Below are 22,946 nucleotides of genomic sequence, written 5' to 3'. Positions count from 1 at the left end.
CCCAGCGTGGTTTGCATCAAATCTGGGTTTCGCGATGCTCTACCCAGCCTACCGTGCTGACGCAAGAAAGCCCAACATATCGGAGCCGCAAATTGTTGGGCTTCGTACCTCAACCCAACCTACGCACTGCTTTATCAAGCGGCATGTTCTTTAAGCCACTCTTTCAGCGCGTCATTCATACGTTTTTGCCAGCCGTGGCCGGTGGCGCGGAATGCGTCCAACACATCGCGGTCGAAACGCACTGTAGTGGATACTTTAGTGGGCGACTGTTGTTTACCACGTCCTTTTAAGCTTCGTAGCGTGGTTTGTAACGATTCAGGCAAGGCTGAAAACGGCACGGCGTTTTTAACGTCGTCTTCGGACCATTCCGGGTTGTCATTATCAATCGATTCTGGATTGGCTTTCATAATGCTGTACCTCGCGTTTATTGGCTTTTCTAAAACTAATCACTCGAATGCCGCCGATAATTTCAACGAATACCAAGGCATGCAGGCGATGGTCGACAGATCCCAAAGCGCGATAGCGGGTTTCGCCATAATCGCGCCGGTTATCGATAGTAAATAGAGCGGTTTCAAAATCGAACTCCGCCACACGTTCAAAGCCCAAGCCGCGTTCCAGGATATTCTTCGCGTTTTTGTCCGGGTCAAAGTCGATTTTCATATTTTATTGTAGTAACAAAAAAATATTTAAGCTAATGTTTTGTTTTGTGAGGATATACCCTAAAGCGATGATGAAGTCGGGCATACACGCAAACGTTCCAGCTCTTCGGCGATCCGCTCCCTTGCAAAAAATGGCAAATTTTGAAAAAACGCATAAAGCCCAATGCACAGAAAAATCAGTGCGTAGGTTGGGCTTACGCAAGGAAGCCCAACAGATCGGTGCTGGTAATTGTTGGGCTTCGTACCTCAGCCCAACCTACTCGCTGTATATACGTTTATTTAGCGCGTCAAGGGCCGTAGGATGTGCTGAGGCACGAAGCGCATCAATCGCGAACGATGCGCTTCACTTTGTTTAGCGCATCCTACGTGCTGGTTACAAAACTGTATAAGGATTCAATTCTGTTACTTCTTCTAGCTGCACCTTTTGTGCCGGCACTCATTGTGACTCGATAATTTTTAACAAATTCATTATTATCTTTCTGTTTATATAAACTATAAAATTCTTCTATTTTAATATCTATATCAGGAATATTACGTGTTTCTTTCCATAATTTCCATGCAAGTCCCCATAATCCGTATATATGACTAACACCATAAAATCTATACTCATCAAAATGTAAATTAAATAACGCGAATATATTTGCTACTGAAAGGAAGTTATTCTTAATATTAGTAATTTTTGTGAGATTATAATCTGAATAAGTTTTGTAAAGTTCATCTATCTCTAATGGTTTATCACCGGCAAGTATTTTATCTTCAGATACAAGGAATAGAAGTTCCGTTATAAACTCATGATGCTCGAGCCTATTAGATTGCAATTTTGACACAATGTTAGAAAAAACTGGTAACTCTGAAAGTTCTGAAATTGTTTTGTAAAATAATGTATTCCCATACTGTGCTTTTCTTAATTCTTGATTTGTTAAAGGTTGTCCATTTCTGTTTAATCTATCAAATATATGATTTACAACTGTAACCTCATCAGTCTCTATGTATTCAATAGTTAATTCATACTTCCATAAAACTTTTTTCCATTCAGATAATTCTGGATTATCAAAGTCTCTAAAATAAAGACCGCCTAGCTTTTCGTCACCAAACCCATCTTCTGCAAAGTTCTCTGGGACAGAAATTTTATTTTTTAAAAAGCTAATTATGGCTGATAACCTTTGTTTTCCATCCACGACATCATATACGGTTTTTCCAGTATCATTATCGATATGTTGATGGAGAAATATAGGGGGCATTGGGAAGTTTTTTAAAATAGTATCGATTAAATAAGACTTTTCTATTTCGTTCCATACGTCACCTTCACGCTGATAAACAGGTGAAAATTCATATTTATTAAGGTTGTAATTTTCCCAAAACGTTGCAATATTTATACTATTACTATTTCTGTTTAATATCATCATAATTAGGCCAGAGGTGATGAATCTTTAAAAAATTTTACATTTGTAAATAGAGTGGTTATGACAGCATTAAATACTTCAGGGGAGTTTGGGTTTACTACTTTGACATCTGAAATATCAGCGCTTATTGAAGTTAATATACTATCTATCTCCAATCTATCAACATGCCAGTAAGAAGTTCCACAAATAATAAGCTCATCGGAACTTTTTAGATTTTTTGAGACATTTAATATCGACTTTCGTATTTCACTAGCCCATTCAAAGTCTAACCTATTTGAATCACCTGCTGGAGGCACCATTGCATTAATTGAGTTTAGTGCGGTTAATTCCTCATAATTAACAACAAATTCACTAATTTTACCATCCATTATGTCTTGATTATAATCAACTTTGAATACATCTTTAACTTTAGATATATTATGTGCGAAACTTATTGAACCATGAGGTTTATATATAATAATTTTTTCATCTGTTGGTTCAAAATTCGATATGGTAAAAGAAATACCATTTTTTTTTAAAACTCGCTCAAGCCATACGTCATAATTAAGAGTCACAATATGAATTTTTTCTATTTCTTGGTTATGAGTTGCAGCAACTAAGTATTTGCACCACCCCCAAGAGGATAGATCAATATTTGGAACATTAATTTTGTCATTGTAATAGATAAACAACGCCTTTAAGTACGTCACCAGTTCCTTATAGGCTCTAATATATATACTATCTACATCTCTTGATTGCTTGTTCAATGTATTGGCACAAGTAATAATATTTTCAATTAAGTTTATAGTTTTTGTGGCATCTAAGTTAGGTCTAGCACCTAATATCTATAAATTTGGACAGTGTTTATAAGAAAGAAAGCCAGCGGAATTATCACCTGGCCATGGAACAAGCTCCCCATTTTCAAACAAGTTTGACAGTGAAATATCACTCGCCTGTGGTAAATTGGTTTTTAAATGATTCAAGAAATCAATTGAAAAACCATTTCCCAGTATGATGAATAGATCCTTCATTCTATTAAAATCCCCTTTTCATAGTTAATAAACCGGTTTATTGTTAAAGCTGCCTTAACCGAAGCCTTTACATAAACTTGGATGAAGTCTACAAAATTAAATTAGTTCCTTAGGGTGGTTTCTCGCCAGCAAACCGCCCCACTCTCGCAACGTCGATTATAACCTGTCGTCGTGTGGTGGATTGCCTAGCGGCGAATCCACCTTACAGCTTTAATATATCAAAACCGATTGAGAGCATATCCCTACAAATCAAAAAAATGGTGGACAATAAAAAAACGCCAAGCCATACGGCTCTACTGATCTAAAGCAGTCTATCGGTTGCAAATGCATATTTTCATATGTAAATTGTAACTATAGACTTCACCTGCAACCCGATTAAAAACGAAACTAATATCCGTGAATGTGGGTTGCCGCTGTTGACAGCAAGATTGATGTTTAACAGAGGAATGCTGGTTCGAGAAGCCCCCCGCAAGACAATATTCTGAGCGACGTTTTATCGGCTATAACACAATAGACGGGCGGTTAATGGTAGTAGTATTTTGTACGCCCTCCGATGACTGTATCCACATTATTTCTTTTAGAAAGGCGAATCGACGTGAGGTGAAAACCAAGCCCTCTGATATCGACTGGGCGGCCGTGGATGCCGCACCCTTGGCTGACCCAGCCGGATGAGGACGGCCCGGAATTAACCTCTGCCGAATTCTCCGAACTGCGGCCATTGGTCGAGGTATTGCCGGGGCTGAACTTAAGCAAACAGCGCGTCACTATTATGCTGGATGAAGCAGTGGTTCAGGCATACAAGGCTAAAGCAGGCGGGCGCGGATACCAGACGCTTATTAATGACACATTGCGTCGGGCATTGGAGAGCGATAACGTAAAAGAGGCGTTGCGAGAGGTGATTCGGGAAGAATTGCATCGGGCTTGATGTTGCCAAATACCCACTAATCCGGAGCAATCGCCAAAATAATACGAAAATATTAAAAGGCTTGGCTGACTTTTATTTCCTGCTTAAACCATAATCAGGATGTCTACGTTGGTGCTTAACCACCGTTACCCGAAGCACATCATTTGCCAAAACCCGAAAATAAATAACGTAAGGAAAGCGTTTCATCAACGCTCGACGTATATCACTTTCAACAATTTGCCATTGGGTTGGCAATGCCGCTATCTTAAATATTTGGCGCTCAAACTCGTTCAGAAACTCAATCCCTAAACTTTGCGAGCACTGATTATAGTAGTCGATAATGTCGCGTAATTCCTGCTCAATGGCTGGATGATATTCAACCCGCATTTCGTAGTCTTGCCATTAGCTGCGTATGCGATAAGGGCTCTACTTCACCGTTTTCAATCTCGCTATCACGCCGTTTTGCTAATACGATCGCCTCATCGTCTGAAAGCTCCGGCACTACAAGATACGGGGTTTCAAGGCTTTCCCATAAAGTCTCGGCAAGCATCGCCCTGTCATGCGGGCTTAACTTTAAAACTTCACTAGCAATCTGCTCAATATTCATAAAATAGCCCCAAAATATCGTTTAAAACTGGTGTATAGAGGCAGTTTGCCATAGCCGGGTATGGTTGGGCAAAATCTTTTCGTTGTTCAACATTTGAACATTCGGTAAAGGAAGAGCTTTATCCATTTGCATTTTATTGGGCAATAAAAAACCCGCTAAGCCTTCCGGCTTGCGGGTTTCTATCTATCGGTTTAATAATTTGGTGGAGGCGGGGGGAATTGAACCCCCGTCCGCAAGTACTCCGCCACAAGGTCTACATGCTTATCCCGCTCTTTTGATTTAGCTAGTGACTACCCGTCGGGCCAAGAAAATCACCAGCGATTCCGTAAGGTTTTAGCGCATCCACACCGGACAGATTTCAGCGCGATCTTATGTAGATGACCTCTGAGCGCCTCTCATACCTAAAAGGTACTAAAAACTCCACCCGCATAAGCACAGATGGTCAGAGGAATGGTGCTGTTATTAAGCAGCTATAGCCATTGAGTAGTTTTCGTCATTTGCGAATACTTTAGTTTCAGTAGATTTTACGAGGTGTACTGTCCTCGGCATGCGCTTAAGGTTTCGCTACCCACGTCGAAGCCATGTCGCCCCCGTGATGTGTATATTAAACGAATTGACCAAAAATTGTACAATTATTTTTTTAGGCCAGTATTCATGCGGCTTTTAGGGTGATCATCGGTTGTTTTCAGAAATTTAAATCTATCCTTCTTAAGGATGCGATTATCAAAATGCGGTTAAAACCTAAGGTAACGATCACTCAATCAGCATTCGAGCCAAGGGGCTGTTGCTGTCTATTGCTGGTTGTCGGTCGGCAACACTGCAAAACTCAATAATTCTGTCCAGCTGATTGATCTGCTCGGCATGTTGATTGCCGATGTTTTCTATCGCCAACAACACTTCGCCATCTATCATATTAATGGCGTTGTTCACTCCCTTGTTTAGCCCGCCTAATGCGCTTTTTTCCAACGACGGCTTTAATTTTTTCAATATAAAAAACGGAGTCAGCCAAGTAATGGCAATTAACAGGCTGCTATGTATCGCGAAATCGACGCCCAAATAATCTACATCCGTCATATTGCTGGTGTAATAGCCGATAAAAACCTGATAGCCGACCCAGCAAATGGCAGCAAGCGGCAGGATGATTTCGCATAGGCGCATAAACTTTAAAAAACCGCGATGCAAGGCATTGCCGGGGTTTGCCAGTGCGTGTCGGGCGGCCAGTTCGCTTTGCGCCTGGATGATTTTGGGCGCTTTTTCGCGTACTGGGGACAACTGTTTTTTAAGCGGGCTAACCGGAACGCTATGCTGGTCGGCATTGCTGACAAATTCATCCAGCGCATCGTCAAAGCGTGCCGCGGCCCAGTCATCCCATAAATTGAATTTAGCGCCGGTTGTTACGTATCTGGACGCGGCCGGATTGCTTAATAAATCCGCCGCGTGATCTGCATAGTGTCGCGCCAATTGCTGGATCGGCCATGCAAAACCCTGTTGCAACATTTGCGTTGTACGCTGCCATTGATCCTGCCACAGTGCCGGTAATTGCTGAAGAGCCGAACGGGAGCCCAATAGTCGGCTGATATGTTGCAGGTTTTGCTTTAACTCGTCTTTTTTAATCCGGGAGCTTCTTTGTTCAAGTTGCGCGACGATATGCCCGGTCGCCAACGAGCTGATAGTCGATTCCAATGCCGCAAACTCATCGGCTTGCAGACTTTCGCCGCACACGGTTTTGAATATGACCGGGTCGGTAAAAGCGGCTTTATGCAGTTGCCGTTTAAAATCTTCATACTGCTCGGTCTGGCCTCTGTCCCACTGATTCAGGACAAACAGCCAGGCATGCCTGCCGCCTTCTGAAAGCAGCAAACGCCATGCTTTTTCGTCCCGATAGCGTTCGGGACTGACCACATAAATCAATACATCGATATGCGGCAGCCATTCCAGCACCTGATGCTTGTTGCTTTGTTCGGTGCTGTCGAAATCGGGCATATCGATCCAGATGACACTTTTCCTCGACTCGTTGTCATGCTCGGCAATTTTGATTTGCGCCAGCGGCAGTTGCTCAGGCAGATGCTTTATCGAGACGCTATGGTGATGATATAAGGTAACTTCCCGCGAAGTGGGACGCTCGACTCCGGCTCTGGCGATGGCTTTGCCTGCCAAGCGGTTGAGCAAGGAGCTCTTGCCCACGCCGGTGCCGCCCATGAATGCCACAATCAGTGGTCGTGAGCCGTTATGGTTAAAAAGCGTATCGGGCGTTCGGGTATCAATGTCGCTTAACTGTTGCGCAGCGTCTGCATCAATCCAGCCCGCTGCCAGTGCTTGCTCGGCCCAGCATTTTGTTGTTTGTACCAAACTAGAGTAGTCGTAAGCCATGGCGCTTTTCTGTCAGTTGAAGCTCTGCCGCACGCAGCTGGTCAGGGGATATATTAAAATGATTTGTCATCGATAATTGCTCGGGCAGTTGCAACAACTTCTTGCGCAGACTGTCGATAAATAACGTCTGTTTTACGGTATTGAATTGATTTTGTTTTAATTCGGCTTCCACTTTCTGCATATAGCCGCCTACTGCACTTTCAGCTAACAACGAAGTCACCGTCAGCATCGCCGGGGCAATGACCAAATCATGCAAGCCTATGCCGCCCATATAAAAGGTCACGGCAATAACGGTAGCGTCGGCGCTCGCCCTGGTGGCTCGCAAACTGTTTAAGACCATCGGCTGTTCTTGTAGCTTATGATATAAACGATGTGCGGCGCTTTCCACATCCTGCTGAAAAGAGACATGATAATTTTTTGCCGCCTGGCCAAAATCCTGTAACACATCCTGTCGCTGATTGCGCAACATGCTGTTGACCTGTCTCCACCACTGGCCCTGCTGACTTTGGTCGGCCTTATCCAGCAGCTTGTCGGCCAATTGAATCAACCCATGTTCGGCTATTTGATTTAACAAGGCTATTTCGTAGCTGCTGTCCGGAATATGCAAGCTTTTGCGGCCCAGTTTCATAACCTGTCTGACCGGCCAAGTCAAAATTTTGCGGGTGCCGGCCAAAATACGGGCTAATCCGGGAACTTCCAGCAAGTTCAGCAACTCCGCCATAGCCAGCTGAAAGGTTTCATAATGATGCGGATGATCCAGATAATCGCGTTGATAATTTTCCATCGCCTGTTTGATCATTAGATCGACTAATTCATTCCAATCATTTAACGCCTGATGTTCGGCAAAAACCGGTTCCAGCCAGGTTTGCCAGTGCCGTTTCAATAGCTCTTGTTCGAAACGTTCGTGTTTGTCATGCCGGGCTGTCCCTGCCCGGCCCCCTTTGGGCGCTTCGCGTGCAAATTCGCTCCCGGCGAATTTGTCTAAACGTACTTTATTTGCCAATTGCTTAAGCAACTGTTGCCTGAACTCCGGCCACACCGGCAGACCGCCGAGTTTTTGGTAATGTAGTGAAACGACCTCGGGAAATTCGTCGGTCCTGGCTTGGAGCCATTTTTCTTTTAATGAATTAATAATGACTGATTCGGAACCTTCAACCAGTTTATTCAGGCAAATAATGGTCGGCTGGTGTAGTTCTTCAAGAGCGGTCATGATGTCCCAGACTGATTGATCGGCATATTTTTCCTTACTGACCACCAGGATCACTATATCCGCCAACGCAATCGCCCGAATGACGCCTTCGCGGTAAGTGGCTGAATCTATCGAATCGAAATCGGGTGTGTCCCATAAAACGCCATGCGGCAAGAGCTTTGAATCCGCGGTGTTTTCGGTCAGCGAATAGCAATCATGCCGATCTTTGCTTAGTTGTGTTTGTTGCAACTGTTGGAAGCGTCCGAAATAACGTTGCAGACCGTTGCAATCAGCAATGCTGACGCCATTGCAAAACCCTTGGGGATGAATAGTGTAACCCGCCAACGGACTGACTCCGGCGGCGTTACTGTTTAATAATACGTTGACCAGCGAACTTTTTCCGGCCTGGGTCGGTCCCACCACAGCCATATGCAATATCGGTTGCTGCGCTGCATCGATCAACTGGCCCTTACGTATGAAAGCTTCCGCGAAAATCAGCTGATCTATCCGCTGTTGATAGCTTGTTATGACAGACTCATTGCCCTGTTGAGCCAAAACCGCCTGGTAACGTTGTTTTAATAATTGGATAAATTCCAGCATGAAAAGCCAGCTCAGGATTATAATGACTGACTATTTTACTTCGTTTGACGATCCTGCGTTATATAATAACTATTGCAAACCATGTAAATAGCATGACATGCGTCCCTACTTAAACCTGAGGTTATCTTTATGAAGAAACTACCTATTCTTCTGCTCATTCTCTGCTGCACATCTTTAATTGCCTGTAGCAAGGGGCAACAAATTAACGGTCATAATACCCGCACTGCCTTTCGATCAGTTAAGGCGCTAAAAAACCGTTTATCTCCCGATGCTCGTATTGAATTTGAAGTCTCTTTTTGGACACTTCGCGATTCCATTAAAAATGAAAAAGAATTTCTTAACGCGGTTGACGGTAAAAAACCTGAAGAAATCATTGCAATGGGCAAAGAACTTTACCAGCAACGAAAAAATAGCGGCTTTGCAGGCTATGAAAAATATACAAGCTGGGACGATATGATCGCCAAATTCGGCAAAGAAAGAATCGATCAAGATAACCGTAAAGGTCCAAAAGAAGAACCTAAAGACAAAGCCAACGACGTTTTGTACAAGCTCTAATAATCACCGGCTGGGCAAGGCTTTTTGTTCGGTTAATACCGCAACAAATTGACTTGCCTCAGCGATTGTTTGTTCCATCGCACGGATAAGCTGCGAAATATCAATACCTATCTCAATAAATTCATGCCTTAACGCCGCGATAGCCTGAGCATTGAGGTTATGCTTAAGATATAAAACCTGATCTTTAAATGCCGCCAATACCGGCTGAATTTTGGACTCGGCTTTTTGCATGGACCTGATCAAGCGGACATAATTTTGTCGGGCTACTTTTAACTGCTGCTTACTATGAGCTCGCAAGTTACGGTTAGTGTATTCATTAAGTTCGTTTTCCCATTCTACAAACAGCGCGTCGCTGACCTGTTCAATCGCCCTGATCCTGTCGCTTACCGCATCGGATTTAGCGCAGCAAAACTGGTATTGCCTGTTGAGCAGGTTATATTTATGATCCAGCGCCGTTTCATTAACGCAGACCAGCGTCTTAAACCGTTCCAGCGCATCTTCGAACTCATTCCTGGTTTCCTGCAAACCTATGCAGGCCTGTTCAACATGAGAAACGACTATATCGCGTTTATGTTCTCCAATGGATTCCCTGGCGCTGTAATAAACGGTGCGGATTTTTTTTGAGAGGAAGTTACTGATTATATTTAACGATTTTTTTGCCAAATCGTTGGATGGCGGTTTGTTATGATCGGCCATTAGAATCTTAGTGTGTTTTTATTTCGTTTTCCTGTGGAGCTAAGGCGCGCGCGGCGCGCCCTACGGCTTATTACTCGCGCCGCCAGCTGGTTGTCCCGTCGGGTGAATCTTCCAGAATCACGCCCTGCTCTTTTAAGTCGTTACGGATTTTATCGGCCAAAGCCCAGTCTTTGGCTTTTTTTGCAGCAATCCGAGCTTGTATTTGCTGTTCAATTTGTTCTTCTCCCTGCACCTTATCTCCGCTACCTTTAAGGAAAGCATCAGGATTATCCTGCAATATGCCCAACAAGCCGCTTAGATATTTCAGGGTAGCCGCCAATATGCAAGCTTTCTGCTGATCAGTTTCTTTAGCTTTATTCAGGTCTCTGGCTAAATCAAATAATACCGACAATGCAACAGGCGTATTAAAATCATCATCCATCGCCTGTTCAAAACGGGTTTTATAAGCTTCTTCGAGCACCGAATCAGCTAGAGCTTTAACCCCGCGCAAAGCGGTATACAGTCGTGTTAAAGCCGCTTTGGCGTCATTAAGTTGTTCATCGGAATAATTCAACGGACTACGATAATGACTGGAAAGAATGAAAAAACGGATGATCTCCGGTTGATACTGGTTCAATACTTCGCGCACGGTGAAAAAATTACCCAACGACTTGGACATTTTCTCATCGTCAACGCGCACAAAGCCGTTGTGCATCCACAGGTTGACAAATTTCTCGCCGGTCGCGCCTTCCGACTGGGCAATTTCATTTTCATGATGCGGAAACTGTAAATCCATGCCGCCGCCATGGATGTCGAAATGATTACCCAAGCAGCAGGTAGACATCGCCGAACACTCGATATGCCAGCCGGGACGGCCCAATCCCCACGGCGAATCCCAAGCCGGTTCATTGGTTTTAGCCATCTTCCATAATACAAAATCCATCGGATTGCGCTTAGCCAGATCGACATCAACCCGCTCACCGGCTTGCAAATCGTCCAGGTTCTTACCCGATAACCGGCCGTAATCTTTAAATTTTGTTACTGCATAAAATACATCGCCATTGCTGCCGACATAAGCAAGGTCGTTGTCCACCAAGGTTTTAATCATCGCAATTATGTCGTCGATTGATTGCGTTGCCCTTGGTTCAAGGTCGGGCGGCAAAACGGACAGCGCCCGCTCATCTTCGTGCATTGCGTCAATAAATCGCTCAGTCAATTTATTGTAGTCTTCGCCGTTCTCGATGGCCCGCTGAATGATTTTGTCGTCAATATCGGTAATGTTACGCACATAGGTCAGTTGATAACCTTGATAGCGAAAATAACGCGCAACTGTATCAAACACCACCATAACCCGCGCATGTCCGATATGACAGTAATCGTAAACCGTCATGCCGCAGACATACATGCCGACTTTACCCGCTACGCGCGGCTGAAACTGTTCTTTTTTCCGGGTCAGAGTGTTATATATTTTCAACATTTCATTAAATAATTCAGTTAGGCAATATTTTTCATTACCGCTCAGTCAAGGCAGGTTAAACAAAACGACACAATCTACCAAGCGCATGCTTCTCTTTCAAGACAAAAACACTTAGAATTTGTTCTTTGCATCACTCTACAAGGAAAACCATGCGTGCTTTCATTTTCTCCATGATGCTGCTTTTAACCACAACACTTTCATTCGCAACGGAAAATAAAATGTCTGATACACCATCAAAAGTTAAATTAACAACGTCCCTGGGTGAAATTATTATTCAGCTGAACCCTGAAAAAGCGCCTATTTCATCGGCAAACTTTCTAACTTATGTTAATGAAGGCTTTTACAGCAACACTATTTTCCATCGCATAATCCCTGGATTTATGGCGCAAGGCGGCGGTTTTGATACCGATTTCAAACAAAAAGCGGTTCATGATCCTATCAAAAACGAAGCCGATAACGGCTTGACGAATAAGCGTGGCTCTATAGCCATGGCACGCACCAATGTTCCCGATTCGGCAACAGCACAGTTTTTTATTAATTATAAAGACAATGCGTTCCTGAATCATACCAACCCAACACCAAGCGGCTGGGGCTATGCGGTATTCGGCGAAGTTATCGAAGGCATGGATGTGGTCGATGCAATGGCTAAAGAGCCCACCAGCAACCGTGGTGGGCATCAGGATGTGCCTAAAACCGACATCATCATCGAAAAAGCTGAAGTTATTAAATAAGCTTAAGGCGCAAGGTCGAATATATACTTGTCTGCTTTGCGCCTTCTTTACTTATGAATCAAGAAATCCTGTTTATCTCAGATCTGCATATTTCCCTGGAAAAACCTGAAATCACTCGCAGATTTCTAGCATTCCTGAATGATAGGGCGCCCAAAGCCGCTGCCGTTTATATACTGGGCGATCTTTTCGATGCCTGGATAGGCGATGACGACCCTACCCCGCCTAACAATAAAATCAGGGAACAGCTTAAAAAACTGACAGATTCGGGCACTCTGGTTTATTTACAGCAAGGCAACCGTGATTTTCTGCTAGGTAAACAGTTTTCCGAGGATACCGGCGTTACGCTTATCGATGAATACGCTGTTATCGATTTACAGGGTACGCCGACGCTGCTCACACACGGCGATTTGCTATGTACCGACGACCTGCCCTACCAAGCATTCCGCACAAAATCGCATACTCCGGAATGGCAACAATCCGTACTATCCAAGCCTTTATTTTTACGGTTACTTGCAGCGCGCTGGTATCGTGTTCGCAGTTATTTCCACAAACGCAAAAAATCGCAGGACATTATGGATGTTAATCAGGACACCGTGCTTAACATTATGCGTGAACGACACTGCTTGCGCTTGATCCACGGACATACTCACCGTCCAGCTATCCATACCTTTAAAATAGACGACCAAACCGCCCAGCGTTTTGTACTTGCCGCATGGAGCAAGCATGCAGCGGAAGTATTATGCTGGAACAATGATGGTTATCAAATTGAAGCTCTTTAGCCTATCGGTTCGTTTTTGATATCAACTATCGCTAATTCATATACAGCTTCTTCAGTTTGAGCGTTATTCGCAAAAAGCAATTTTGTCGACCCCTGTGTTTTCAAAACGTTACAAGAGATCGCTTTGCAGCAATACCTATAAAAGTTGACTTTTGGGGCAAAATCATTAAATTTAGGCGCCTAGAGTGAAAATTTCCTGTATCCATGGAGCATGAAAACCACCCTAAAACTAATATTAGTCCTAAAAAACATAATCACTATTCTGTCAAATTAACAGAATACCAGGAGAAATATAATATGAAGAAGCCTTTGAAAAGTTGGCTGCTTGCTTCCAGTGTGGCTGCTTTATTAGCTGCACCAGCAGTTTCAACTGCTAACAGCGATCTTGAAAAACTCACCCAGAACCCAGCTAACTGGGCAACTTGGGGTGGTGATTACGCAGGTACTCGTTACAGTAAATTAAGTGAAATCAACGCCACGAACGTAAAGAATCTGCAACCAGCCTGGTCTTTTTCTACAGGCGTCTTGCGTGGACACGAAGGCGGCCCGTTGGTTGTTAATGATGTTCTTTACATTCATACACCTTTTCCAAATACCGTTTACGCAATTGACCAAAAAACTCAATCTGTAATCTGGGAATTCACACCAACACAAGATGCTGATGTGACTATTCCGGTCATGTGTTGCGACACTGTTAACCGTGGTTTGGCTTATGGTGACGGCAAAATATTCCTGCAACAATCTGACACCGTTTTAACTGCGTTAGACGCTAAAACCGGTAAACGCGTATGGAGCGTACAAAACGGTGACCCTAAGCTGGGCATGACCAATACCGCTGCGCCATTAGTTGTTAAAGATAAAGTTTTAACTGGTATTTCTGGTGGTGAATTTGGTGTTCGCGGTTTCTTAGCGGCTTATGACATCAACACCGGCGAATTGACTTGGAAAGGCTACAGCATGGGCCCAGACAAAGACACGCTGATTGATGCCAAGAAAACAACTACCTGGAAAGATGGCAAAGTTACTCCAGTTGGCCCTGACTCAAGCTTAAGCACTTGGCAAGGCGACCAATGGAAAATCGGTGGTGGTACAACTTGGGGCTGGACTAGTTACGACCCTAAATTGAACCTGATCTACTACGGATCAGGCAACCCATCTACTTGGAACCCTGTACAACGTCCAGGCGACAATAAATGGTCCATGTCATTATGGGCTCGTGACGCTGACACCGGTGCGGTTAAATGGGTTTACCAAATGACTCCGCACGATGAGTGGGATTTTGACGGTATCAACGAAACCGTTCTGGTTGATCAGGAAGTTAAAGGCAAAATGCATAAAACTATCGTGCATTTCGACCGTAACGGTTTTGGCTACACTTTAGATCGTGAAACCGGTGAACTGCTTGTTGCTGAAAAATTCGACAAATCAGTTAACTGGGCAACTCATGTCGACATGAACACCGGCCGTCCGCAAGTTGTAGCTAAGTACAGTACTCAACAAAACGGCGAAGACGTTAACACAACAGGCGTTTGCCCTGCTGCGTTAGGAAGTAAAAACCAACAACCGGTTTCTTACTCGCCACAAACCGGCTTGTTCTATATCTCCGGCAACCATTTGTGCATGGACTACGAACCATTCGAAGTATCATACACAGCGGGTCAACCCTACGTTGGCGCTACCTTAACTATGATGCCTGCAGGCGCTGATGTATTGACTGGCAAGCCGGACAATTCAACTAACCTGGGTCAATTCACAGCTTATGATGCGAAAACAGGTAAAATTGCCTGGTCTAACAAAGAACAATTCTCTGTTTGGTCCGGCTCTGTTTCGACTGCCGGCGGCATAGTATTCTACGGCACTCTGGAAGGCTACTTGAAAGCGGTTGACGCCAAAACAGGTAAAGAACTGTACAAGTTCAAAACACCTTCAGGCATCATCGGCAACGTTAATACTTGGGAATATGACGGCAAGCAATATGTTGGCGTTCTTTCAGGTATCGGCGGCTGGGCAGGTATCGGTATCGCTGCCGGTCTTGACACTGGTGAATCAAACTCAAACTCAGAAGGTTTGGGAGCTGTGGGCGCTTACAGAAGCTTGAGCTCTTACACTAAACTGGGCGGTACATTAACTGTATTCACATTGCCCAGCAACTAAATCGATCTGATTCTTTAGATTGAAATATTAAAAGCCCTGGTTGATAAACCAACCAGGGCTTTTTTTTGGCTCTTTATGCAGTAAACTATGACTCCTTATTAGTTGATACACACAAGGAGATTTTAATGAGGACCTTACCTCGACACATAACATACTTAGCCATCCTGTTAGCCTCGCTCAGCTCTGCTGCCTCAGCAGAAGAAAAATTCAAGGTCTGTGCCGACCCGTTAAACCCGCCTTATTCAACAAAAAACAAAGACGGCTTTGAAAACAAAATTGCCGAACTTTTTGCCAAAGAACTTGGGCAGACTATTGAGTATACATGGCTTCCGCAACGTCTCGGCTTTATCCGCAACACATTAAATGCGCCGTTAAACGACAGCGATGTAGACAGTAACGAATATAAATGCGACGTCGTTATGGGAGTTCCAGCAGATTACGACCTCACTTTAACAACCTCGCCCTACTATCAATCAACTTATGTGCTTTTAATCGCCAAAGGCCGCGGCTGGGATAATATTGCCGATCCCGCTCAATTGGTCGATCTGCCGTTGCAAAAACAGGAATCATTAAAAATTGCGATGTTTGATCGCGGTCCAGGAACAACCTGGATGCAAAAGCATGGGCTACTGGACGTTGGCATTCCCTATCAGTCAATGTCAGGTGACAGTGAAAATAATGTAGCGATGCAAATAGAAAAAGATCTTAAAGCGAAGAAAATTGACATGGTTATTTTGTGGGGGCCTATGGCAGGTTATGTCGTCGCACAAAGCCCCAAAAACAGTTATTCAATGATTCCGATGAAATCAACTCCTGACATGAAGTTTGATTTTGCTATGGCGATGGGCGTTCGCAAAGGCGATAAGGCAAGAAAAGAAACCCTTAACAAGCTGATAGCGGCCAAAGCAGATGAAATTCGATCTATTATGACGAGTTATCATATTCCTTTGTTACCACTGCCTAAACAAGCTATTAAAGAAGACAACCATTAATCTTGATGGGGGCGACCTACAGGCCGCCCCAACAGGCATTATTTACGATTAAACAATCCAACCAAATACGCAAACCTGACCGCACGTTCATGTGACAGCTGATTCCACTGAAAGCGCCACTTCCAATTACCCACCATCGTACCTGGAGTATTCATTCGATGCTCGGAATTCAGCTCCAAAATATCCTGCATCGGAATTACTGCAAGATTTGCAACCGATGCCAATGCGGCATGAATTAATGCACAATGCAATGGCATTGCTGGATTGCCGAGATAATTATAAATGTAATTCCTCTCATCATTGCTAATGCCCTGCAACCAACCTAAAGTCGTGTCATTGTCATGGGTACCGGTATAAACAACACAGTTTTTTTCATAATTATCAGGCAAATAAGGATTATTAGGGCCGCCGCCAAATGCAAACTGTAAAATCTTCATACCGGGCAAATCAAACTCATCCCTTAGCGCCTCGACTTCAGGAGTAATAATCCCCAAGTCCTCGGCAACCAATGGAATCGCACCATGCGCCGCTTTTATCGCGTTCAATAATGCCTTGCCTGGCGCCTTAGCCCATAATCCATTAATTGCGGTATCTTCATTGGCCGGTATTTCCCAAGCGGCTTCAAGCCCCCGAAAATGGTCGATCCGAATAATATCAAACAACTCAAGCTGGGTTTCCATCCTGTCAACCCACCAATGGAATCCGGTTTTTTTCAAGTGGTTCCAGTTATAGTGCGGATTACCCCACCGCTGCCCTGTTTCAGAAAAATAATCAGGCGGCACACCTGTGACGACAGACATTTCGCCTGATTCATCAAGTTTAAAAACCTCACGGTGAGCCCAGACATCCGAACTGTCATAAGACACAAAAATAGGAATATCACCAAATAAAAAAACCCCATGCCTATTAGCATAGGCTTTTAATTCCAACCATTGCTGGAAAAATACATATTGCTCAAATTTAATGCATTCAATTTGTGTTTTTAACCGACGACGCGCTTCTTTTATTGATTTTGTATCCCTTTCCTTAAAATGCTCAGGCCACTCATTCCAAGATTGCTGATTAAACTCAGCCCTAAGAGCCATAAATAAAGCAAAATCATCGAGCCAAAATGCTTTTTCCTGACAAAAATGTGCAAAACTATCCTTATCCTTTTGCTCCGCACGCTCCGAAAATCCATGGTACGATTTTGCTACCAGACATATTGTGGCGCAGTTTCCGGCACACTCTTCACACTTATCAGACTGTTGCAGCCAGCCGCGCTTCACCAGCCAATCAATATTAATTAATGCGGCATTACCGGCATGGGCAGACAAGCACTGATAAGGAGAACCATCGGCATGAGTCATGCCTAAAGGCAAAACCTGCCATACACTTACCCCGCTATCATGCAGAAATTTTACAAAATTGAAAGCTTCCTCACCGAGGTCTCCTTGGGGACCTGCCCCCGGTAACGAGGTAATATGCAATAGAATACCGGCGCGTCGTTTATTTAAGATGTCATTCACACTTAGTGATCTCTAGTTTATTTTATGTTTCAGTTGCTGGTTTTGATAAATGCGGAGGACTAAATACTAATAACCATCAATCATGTAAGTTCGACGCCTGGACGCATTGCCCCTCCCATCGCGGGAGCACCGGAACCCTGCGTAAACGACATCGATAAATAAGCGGGCGGTTCTTCTCCCAACAATCTATATAAGTTTGCTAAATTAAGCCGATATTGTTTTTCGAAATTACTGACCGCTTCCCCTGGATTGTAATCGCCAAACCACCAAAACCAGTCGGAACCTTCACAGACGGCCAGCTGCAACTCAGCCTGTTGCACTTGTTTATCCGTTAATCTGCCGGCGGCAATTACCTTATCAAATGCCCACTTAACATCGCCAAGCATATCCCAACCGCGATTCTTGTCTGCATCGCCTATCCAGGTCGAGAACGTACCGTAGACCCAACTGCCTGCAACCAACTTTGTCAGTGGCTTTATCTCAACCTTATTTTGCAAACATTCCGAAAAAGTAGTTAATTCAATACTGGGATGCCCCGCCAGCCGTTCATACAAGGCACTGAGAAAGTAATAACCATTAGCAGGAAAATATTCCCATGCATTCTCGCCATCCATGATGATTGAAACCACCTTGTCACCGGGTTCGTGATCAGCAATATTTTCAAGATGATGAATCAAATCGCCGACAGCATCATCGGCATGCCATTTTGAATACTCAAAACCGATAAGGTCTGATAAGCCATCATCACGAAAAAAGCAGGCTATATCAGTTTCTTTAAGCTTAAAAGGATGATGAATCCCTGTTTTATCGTTTTCGGGAAGACTCAAACTATTATGCAGCACTGAACCGCCGCTTGCAGTCCAGTCAAAGCCAAAATCACTCAATACTTTCAGCGTTTGATCGCTAATACTGCCTTCCGAAGGCCAGCAACCTTTAGGTCTAAAACCGAATAATCGCTTAAAGGTTTGGACACCCTTATCAAGATGCCACAAAACGCGCTCTGCTCCGCCCGGATAAGTATCCAACTCCGGCAAAGGTGCATCAGGCATAGCTTCATGGGTAGAATTCAAATCCAGCAAAAGCGGCAGGATAGGATGGGCGTAAGGCGTCACAGAAAGCTCCACCTGCCCTTTTCTGGCTAATGACTTATATCTACAGATAATACTGGTCAATTGCTCGGCAATGACCTCTATAATTTCGATCCTGTCGTGCAGCGTATAGCCGGATCCTTTTTCTATCAGGCGTTTTATTCGACTATCCGTTAGCTTTATGGTTTCTCCCATCCAAATCAAATGATACCAAGCCAGAACATCACTGATAAATTGAGAATTAACATAGGTTAATGAATCATAATGATGTTCAAGCCAATCGGCCATTTCAACCAATCTTTTGAAAGTCGGGTAACGGTTTATTTGCCTCTCCCTGTTGGCGCGCATGCAATCTTTAACCAGCTTCATGCGCTCTTCAGGGTCTGCCGGGATACAGGGATTAACCAGCGCAGCCAGCAAAGGATCGGTAATTGAAATTCGATCATGCAGATAGCCGTTGACCTGCCTGGCATATTCCTCGATTTGCTCCAGAAGTATCGGCGCGAAATTCACTACCGCCTTGGCCTGCGGCACTGCTTCCAGATGCGCGGCCATATCTACATAATCTTTAATGACATGCAAATACGTCCATGGCAGCTTAAATTCCCCTGATTGCAAATCCCTGTATTCCGGCTGATGCATGTGCCAGCATAAGACTAATTTCAATTTTTTTTTATCTGACATAATGTCTTTTTTGCCCCAGCATATCCGGTGTAACCAAAACGACTCCGCCGGGACTGACATGAAATTTCTTTTCGTCTTCGGCCCTATCCTCACCAATTATAGTGCCTTCCGGAATTTCACAGCCTTTTTCTATAATCGCCTTGGTAATACGGCAATGACGACCGATATTAACTTCCGGCAAAACAATGGTATCTTGCAAAACCGTATACGAATTAACGCGAACATTCGAAAATAATAAGGAATGCCTGACTTTCGCTCCGGAAATCACACAGCCTCCTGAAACCATGGAATCAACGGCCTGGCCTCGCCTTTTATCGCTATCGAAAACGAATTTAGCCGGTGGCGTTTGTTCCTGGTAAGTCCATATAGGCCAGGTTTTATCGTACAAGTTCAAATCCGGCTTAACCCCAATCAATTCCATATTCGCAGACCAATAGGCATCTATGGTACCTACGTCGCGCCAGTAGCTCTGTTCCCCGCTTTGCAAGTCCAAAAAGGGGTAAGCGTTGGCTATATATTTATCGATAACCGCTGGAATAATATCTTTACCGAAATCCCGGCTTGAACTTTTGGTGTCGGCATCTTTAAGCAATTGCTCGAACAAAAACCTGGCATTAAAAATATAAATCCCCATGGACGCCAATGCAGTGTCGGTTCGGCCCGGCATAAGCGGCGGATGCTCCGGCTTTTCGACAAAAGCCCTGACCCGCCGATTTTCATCCACATCCATAACGCCGAAAGCCGTTGCATCCTGCAATGAAACTTCTATACAGCCTATTGTTAAATCGGCATTTTTTTCAACATGATCGGCAAGCATCGCGCCGTAATCCATTTTGTAAATATGGTCACCGGCCAGCACTAAAATGTGCTCTGGATTGCGGCTGCGCAGTATGTCAATATTTTGAAAAATGGCATCCGCCGTGCCCTTATACCAAGAATTTTCATCATGCCGTTGTTGAGCGGGCATTAAATCGACGTATTCGCCAAATTCACCACGCAAAAATCCCCAGCCTTGCTGAATATGCCTGATCAGCGAATCCGACTTGTATTGAGTCAAAATGCCTATCTTGCGTATACCGGAATTCATGCAGTTTGACAGGGGAAAATCAATAATCCGGAATTTACCCCCAAAAGGTACAGCCGGCTTGGCGCGCCAATCGGTCATATTCATTAACCGTGAACCGCGACCACCGGCCAATATTAACGCGATGGTATTACGGGTTAAATGACCAACATTATGATCATGCTTTTGATTGCTTGACGCTGACATTTTTCATCTCCATGTGGAATAGACTGACAACTCTTGATGTGTTTGGTAACATTCACCTAACTATTATTCCACTACGCCGAGGCTATTCATAGTGAAAAAGCAATCTAAAAACGCACTTGATTCTGATGCTGTAAAAATCATGGAAGCCAGACATCATGATCCTTTTTCAATTTTAGGTCGCCATCTCAAGGACAATCACCTTCAAGTTAAGGTGTATCTGCCTTATGCAGAAACAGTATGCTTTAGCCATAACGGCGCGGCTTTAAACCGGCTACCCGATACAGACTTTTTCGAATATAACGCCGAACATGGACAATTGCCAGAACATTATCAATTGTCCTGGGTAGACAAGAGTGGTTACAGCCACGAAAACTATGACCCTTATGATTTCGGCACCCAAATGCCGGAGTTCGACCAGCATTTATTCGGCGAAGGCAAACACTGGCATATTTATCAAAAACTGGGCGGCCATCTACACAATGTAGATGGTATTGACGGTGTTTTATTTACCGTCTGGGCTCCGAATGCCGGACGCGTCAGCGTAGTGGGCGATTTTAATCGCTGGGACGGACGCTGCAATCCAATGCGCAGCTTAGGCGGCAGCGGTATCTGGGAGCTGTTTGTGCCGGATTTACACGCCGGCTGTTACTATAAATTCGAGATATTAAACCGCAACACCCATGAGATTCTGTTAAAAACCGACCCTTATGGCCAACAGTTCGAGTTCCGTCCCAATACCTCGTCGATTGTGGTCCATGAAAACAGCTATCCGTGGCAGGATCAGCAATGGATGAACGACCGTATCCGCCATAATTGGCTGCATGAGCCTATGTCTATCTACGAGGTTCACCTGGGCTCCTGGCGCCGCGACCATCTGGGCAATTTCCTCAATTATCGTGAACTAGCCACGCAACTGGTCGAATATGTCAAAGAAATGGGCTTTACCCATGTTGAGTTATTGCCGGTAACCGAGCATCCGCTGGATGCTTCCTGGGGTTATCAAACCACCGGTTATTTTGCTCCGACCAGTCGTCACGGCACACCGGATGATTTTCGCTATTTCATCGATACCTTTCATCAAAACGGTATCGGAGTCATTCTGGATTGGGTGCCCGCGCATTTCCCTAAAGACAGCTTTGCGCTGGCCCGTTTTGACGGCAGCGCGCTTTATGAACACGAAGATCCGCGCAAGGGCGAGCACCGCGACTGGGGCACATTAATTTATAATTACGGCCGCAATGAAGTGAAAAACTTTTTGCTGGCCAGCGCCATTTTCTGGCTGGAGGAGTTTCATCTTGACGGCTTGCGCGTCGATGCCGTCGCCTCAATGTTGTATCTGGATTATTCCCGTAAAGATAACGACTGGATTCCCAATATGTATGGCGGCAACGAAAATCTGGAAGCAATCGATTTTCTGAGAGAACTCAATTCCGTCACTCACCAGCAACATCCCGGCACAGTGATGATGGCTGAAGAATCCACATCATGGCCTCAGGTGACCCGTCCGACCTGGACCGGCGGACTAGGCTTCTCGATGAAATGGAATATGGGCTGGATGCACGATACGCTGGCGTACATGAGCCAGGAGCCGATACACCGTAAATATCATCATGACCAGCTTACCTTCGGTATGCTCTATGCCTTTACCGAAAACTTCTGCCTGCCTTTTTCCCACGATGAAGTGGTACATGGCAAAGGCTCACTGGTCAGCAAAATGCCGGGGGATGAATGGCAGCGCTTCGCCAACCTGCGCCTGCTGTACACCTTGATGTACACCTATCCCGGCAAAAAACTGCTGTTCATGGGCTGTGAATTCGGCCAAGGCACCGAATGGAATTTTAACAAGGACTTGGACTGGTATGTTCTCGACTATCCGCACCACCAAGGTATACAAGCGCTGGTAAAAGACCTGAATCATCTTTACAGAAAACACCCGGCTTTATACCAGCATGATTTCGATCATCAAGGTTTTGACTGGATCGACTGCCACGATGTGCAACAATCCATTATCAGTTATCGGCGCAAAACCGAACATGAAGATTTGATTGTCGTGCTCAATTTCACACCGGTCACCCGTGAGCAATACCGGATCGGCGTGCCTGTGCCAGGCAGCTATACGGAAATATTCAATTCCGACTCCGGCTACTACGACGGCGGTAATATCGGCAATGGCGCTGCCTTATCAGAACCTACACCCTGGATGAATCAGCCCCACTCTATCAGCCTTACTTTACCCCCTCTGGGGGCTGTAATCTTGAAATTATAGTTATCAAAACCAGCCCTCTATATCTA

Annotated in this window: 20 protein-coding genes, 1 other RNA gene and 1 pseudogene; 8 read left to right on the top strand and 14 right to left on the bottom strand. The window is 44.6% G+C overall.

Annotated features, from left to right (window positions below; translation table 11 throughout):
• Positions 1-134: 134 nt before the first annotated feature.
• From V7051_RS05150 to V7051_RS05135, 4 genes are all read right to left on the bottom strand, one after another.
• The gene (locus tag V7051_RS05150; RefSeq protein ID WP_333873609.1) at positions 135-407 is read right to left on the bottom strand and encodes a BrnA antitoxin family protein; all 273 of its coding nucleotides are present in this window, start codon (positions 405-407) and stop codon (positions 135-137) included.
• Positions 382-660 (bottom strand): BrnT family toxin, encoded by a 279-nt coding sequence (locus V7051_RS05145; RefSeq protein ID WP_333873608.1) that lies wholly within the window; start codon positions 658-660, stop codon positions 382-384. Before V7051_RS05145 ends, V7051_RS05150 begins: the two co-directional genes overlap by 26 nt.
• A gap of 361 nt (positions 661-1,021) precedes the next feature.
• Positions 1,022-2,065, bottom strand: coding sequence for a DUF262 domain-containing protein (locus tag V7051_RS05140; protein WP_333873607.1), 1,044 nt, complete (start codon positions 2,063-2,065; stop codon positions 1,022-1,024).
• A 2-nt stretch (positions 2,066-2,067) separates the two neighbouring features.
• On the bottom strand, positions 2,068-2,808 hold the full coding sequence (locus V7051_RS05135) for an SIR2 family protein (RefSeq protein ID WP_333873606.1): 741 nt from the start codon (positions 2,806-2,808) through the stop codon (positions 2,068-2,070).
• A 744-nt stretch (positions 2,809-3,552) separates the two neighbouring features.
• Here V7051_RS05135 and V7051_RS24605 point away from each other — a divergent pair.
• A pseudogene (locus V7051_RS24605) lies at positions 3,553-3,744 on the top strand (BrnT family toxin); the annotation flags it as partial.
• Positions 3,713-3,997: a BrnA antitoxin family protein gene (locus V7051_RS05130; protein ID WP_333873605.1), complete on the top strand. Its 285-nt coding sequence runs from the start codon at positions 3,713-3,715 to the stop codon at positions 3,995-3,997. The pseudogene V7051_RS24605 and the gene V7051_RS05130, both read left to right, overlap by 32 nt.
• A 72-nt stretch (positions 3,998-4,069) precedes the next feature.
• Here the strand turns inward: V7051_RS05130 and V7051_RS05125 are convergent, their stop codons facing one another.
• The 5 genes from V7051_RS05125 to V7051_RS05105 form a co-directional block, all read right to left on the bottom strand.
• A complete protein-coding gene (locus V7051_RS05125) occupies positions 4,070-4,363 on the bottom strand; it encodes a type II toxin-antitoxin system RelE/ParE family toxin (RefSeq protein ID WP_333873604.1) in 294 nt (97 codons plus the stop codon).
• Positions 4,353-4,583 carry an addiction module protein gene (locus V7051_RS05120; protein WP_333873603.1) on the bottom strand — a complete coding sequence of 77 codons (231 nt, stop codon included), beginning with the start codon at positions 4,581-4,583 and terminating at the stop codon, positions 4,353-4,355. Before V7051_RS05120 ends, V7051_RS05125 begins: the two co-directional genes overlap by 11 nt.
• Before the next feature lie 200 nt (positions 4,584-4,783).
• Positions 4,784-5,175: a transfer-messenger RNA gene (gene ssrA / locus V7051_RS05115) on the bottom strand.
• 161 nt (positions 5,176-5,336) lie between these two features.
• Positions 5,337-6,953 carry a GTPase gene (locus tag V7051_RS05110; protein WP_333873602.1) on the bottom strand — a complete coding sequence of 539 codons (1,617 nt, stop codon included), beginning with the start codon at positions 6,951-6,953 and terminating at the stop codon, positions 5,337-5,339.
• Positions 6,934-8,742: a GTPase domain-containing protein gene (locus V7051_RS05105; RefSeq protein WP_333873601.1), complete on the bottom strand. Its 1,809-nt coding sequence runs from the start codon at positions 8,740-8,742 to the stop codon at positions 6,934-6,936. The genes V7051_RS05110 and V7051_RS05105 overlap by 20 nt, the downstream gene beginning before the upstream one ends.
• 129 nt (positions 8,743-8,871) lie before the next feature.
• On the opposite strand from V7051_RS05105, the gene V7051_RS05100 reads away from it, so the two are divergent.
• A complete protein-coding gene (locus tag V7051_RS05100; RefSeq protein WP_333873600.1) occupies positions 8,872-9,297 on the top strand; it encodes a hypothetical protein in 426 nt (141 codons plus the stop codon).
• Positions 9,298-9,300: 3 nt separating this feature from the next.
• Here the strand turns inward: V7051_RS05100 and V7051_RS05095 are convergent, their stop codons facing one another.
• Both V7051_RS05095 and cysS read right to left on the bottom strand, forming a co-directional pair.
• Positions 9,301-9,993: a DUF2959 domain-containing protein gene (locus V7051_RS05095; RefSeq protein ID WP_333873599.1), complete on the bottom strand. Its 693-nt coding sequence runs from the start codon at positions 9,991-9,993 to the stop codon at positions 9,301-9,303.
• A gap of 70 nt (positions 9,994-10,063) precedes the next feature.
• Positions 10,064-11,449 (bottom strand): cysteine--tRNA ligase, encoded by a 1,386-nt coding sequence (cysS, locus tag V7051_RS05090; RefSeq protein ID WP_333873598.1) that lies wholly within the window; start codon positions 11,447-11,449, stop codon positions 10,064-10,066.
• A 218-nt stretch (positions 11,450-11,667) separates the two neighbouring features.
• Between cysS and V7051_RS05085 the strand changes: the two genes are divergently transcribed.
• The 4 genes from V7051_RS05085 (at position 11,668) to V7051_RS05070 (ending at position 16,104) form a co-directional block, all read left to right on the top strand.
• Complete coding sequence (locus V7051_RS05085) at positions 11,668-12,180, top strand: peptidylprolyl isomerase (protein WP_442919620.1); 513 nt, start codon at positions 11,668-11,670, stop codon at positions 12,178-12,180.
• A 53-nt stretch (positions 12,181-12,233) separates the two neighbouring features.
• The gene (locus V7051_RS05080) at positions 12,234-12,959 is read left to right on the top strand and encodes a UDP-2,3-diacylglucosamine diphosphatase (RefSeq protein WP_333873596.1); all 726 of its coding nucleotides are present in this window, start codon (positions 12,234-12,236) and stop codon (positions 12,957-12,959) included.
• 296 nt (positions 12,960-13,255) lie between these two features.
• Entirely contained in the window at positions 13,256-15,112 is a 1,857-nt protein-coding gene (locus tag V7051_RS05075) for a methanol/ethanol family PQQ-dependent dehydrogenase (RefSeq protein WP_333873655.1), read from the top strand.
• Positions 15,113-15,237: 125 nt separating this feature from the next.
• Positions 15,238-16,104: a quinoprotein dehydrogenase-associated putative ABC transporter substrate-binding protein gene (locus V7051_RS05070; RefSeq protein ID WP_333873654.1), complete on the top strand. Its 867-nt coding sequence runs from the start codon at positions 15,238-15,240 to the stop codon at positions 16,102-16,104.
• 38 nt (positions 16,105-16,142) lie between these two features.
• Here V7051_RS05070 and malQ read toward each other — a convergent pair whose 3' ends face one another.
• The 3 genes from malQ to glgC all read right to left on the bottom strand — a co-directional run bounded on the left by malQ (position 16,143) and on the right by glgC (position 20,654).
• Positions 16,143-17,612 carry a 4-alpha-glucanotransferase gene (gene malQ / locus V7051_RS05065; protein ID WP_333873595.1) on the bottom strand — a complete coding sequence of 490 codons (1,470 nt, stop codon included), beginning with the start codon at positions 17,610-17,612 and terminating at the stop codon, positions 16,143-16,145.
• Between the two features lie 80 nt (positions 17,613-17,692).
• Positions 17,693-19,384 carry a glycoside hydrolase family 57 protein gene (locus V7051_RS05060; RefSeq protein ID WP_333873594.1) on the bottom strand — a complete coding sequence of 564 codons (1,692 nt, stop codon included), beginning with the start codon at positions 19,382-19,384 and terminating at the stop codon, positions 17,693-17,695.
• Positions 19,374-20,654, bottom strand: coding sequence for a glucose-1-phosphate adenylyltransferase (gene glgC, locus V7051_RS05055; RefSeq protein ID WP_333873593.1), 1,281 nt, complete (start codon positions 20,652-20,654; stop codon positions 19,374-19,376). Before glgC ends, V7051_RS05060 begins: the two co-directional genes overlap by 11 nt.
• 91 nt (positions 20,655-20,745) lie before the next feature.
• Here glgC and glgB point away from each other — a divergent pair, with 91 nt between their 5' ends.
• Positions 20,746-22,920: a 1,4-alpha-glucan branching protein GlgB gene (glgB, locus tag V7051_RS05050; protein ID WP_333873592.1), complete on the top strand. Its 2,175-nt coding sequence runs from the start codon at positions 20,746-20,748 to the stop codon at positions 22,918-22,920.
• Positions 22,921-22,946 lie beyond the last annotated feature (26 nt).

The organism is Methylobacter sp. (assembly GCF_036845245.1).
Classification (GTDB): Bacteria; Pseudomonadota; Gammaproteobacteria; order Methylococcales; family Methylomonadaceae; genus Methylobacter_A.
This window is presented reverse-complemented; position numbering and strand designations above follow the sequence as displayed.

Excerpts from the sequence above, each read along its gene's own strand:
- V7051_RS05150 (WP_333873609.1), bottom strand. The coding sequence starts at position 407 with ATGAAAGCCAATCCAGAATCGATTGATAATGACAACCCGGAATGGTCC.
- V7051_RS05145 (WP_333873608.1), bottom strand. The coding sequence starts at position 660 with ATGAAAATCGACTTTGACCCGGACAAAAACGCGAAGAATATCCTGGAA.
- V7051_RS05140 (WP_333873607.1), bottom strand. The coding sequence starts at position 2,065 with ATGATGATATTAAACAGAAATAGTAATAGTATAAATATTGCAACGTTT.
- V7051_RS05130 (WP_333873605.1), top strand. The coding sequence starts at position 3,713 with ATGCCGCACCCTTGGCTGACCCAGCCGGATGAGGACGGCCCGGAATTA.
- V7051_RS05125 (WP_333873604.1), bottom strand. The coding sequence starts at position 4,363 with ATGCGGGTTGAATATCATCCAGCCATTGAGCAGGAATTACGCGACATT.
- V7051_RS05120 (WP_333873603.1), bottom strand. The coding sequence starts at position 4,583 with ATGAATATTGAGCAGATTGCTAGTGAAGTTTTAAAGTTAAGCCCGCAT.
- V7051_RS05110 (WP_333873602.1), bottom strand. The coding sequence starts at position 6,953 with ATGGCTTACGACTACTCTAGTTTGGTACAAACAACAAAATGCTGGGCC.
- V7051_RS05105 (WP_333873601.1), bottom strand. The coding sequence starts at position 8,742 with ATGCTGGAATTTATCCAATTATTAAAACAACGTTACCAGGCGGTTTTG.
- V7051_RS05100 (WP_333873600.1), top strand. The coding sequence starts at position 8,872 with ATGAAGAAACTACCTATTCTTCTGCTCATTCTCTGCTGCACATCTTTA.
- V7051_RS05095 (WP_333873599.1), bottom strand. The coding sequence starts at position 9,993 with ATGGCCGATCATAACAAACCGCCATCCAACGATTTGGCAAAAAAATCG.
- cysS (WP_333873598.1), bottom strand. The coding sequence starts at position 11,449 with ATGTTGAAAATATATAACACTCTGACCCGGAAAAAAGAACAGTTTCAG.
- V7051_RS05085 (WP_442919620.1), top strand. The coding sequence starts at position 11,668 with ATGTCTGATACACCATCAAAAGTTAAATTAACAACGTCCCTGGGTGAA.
- V7051_RS05080 (WP_333873596.1), top strand. The coding sequence starts at position 12,234 with ATGAATCAAGAAATCCTGTTTATCTCAGATCTGCATATTTCCCTGGAA.
- V7051_RS05075 (WP_333873655.1), top strand. The coding sequence starts at position 13,256 with ATGAAGAAGCCTTTGAAAAGTTGGCTGCTTGCTTCCAGTGTGGCTGCT.
- V7051_RS05070 (WP_333873654.1), top strand. The coding sequence starts at position 15,238 with ATGAGGACCTTACCTCGACACATAACATACTTAGCCATCCTGTTAGCC.
- V7051_RS05060 (WP_333873594.1), bottom strand. The coding sequence starts at position 19,384 with ATGTCAGATAAAAAAAAATTGAAATTAGTCTTATGCTGGCACATGCAT.
- glgC (WP_333873593.1), bottom strand. The coding sequence starts at position 20,654 with ATGTCAGCGTCAAGCAATCAAAAGCATGATCATAATGTTGGTCATTTA.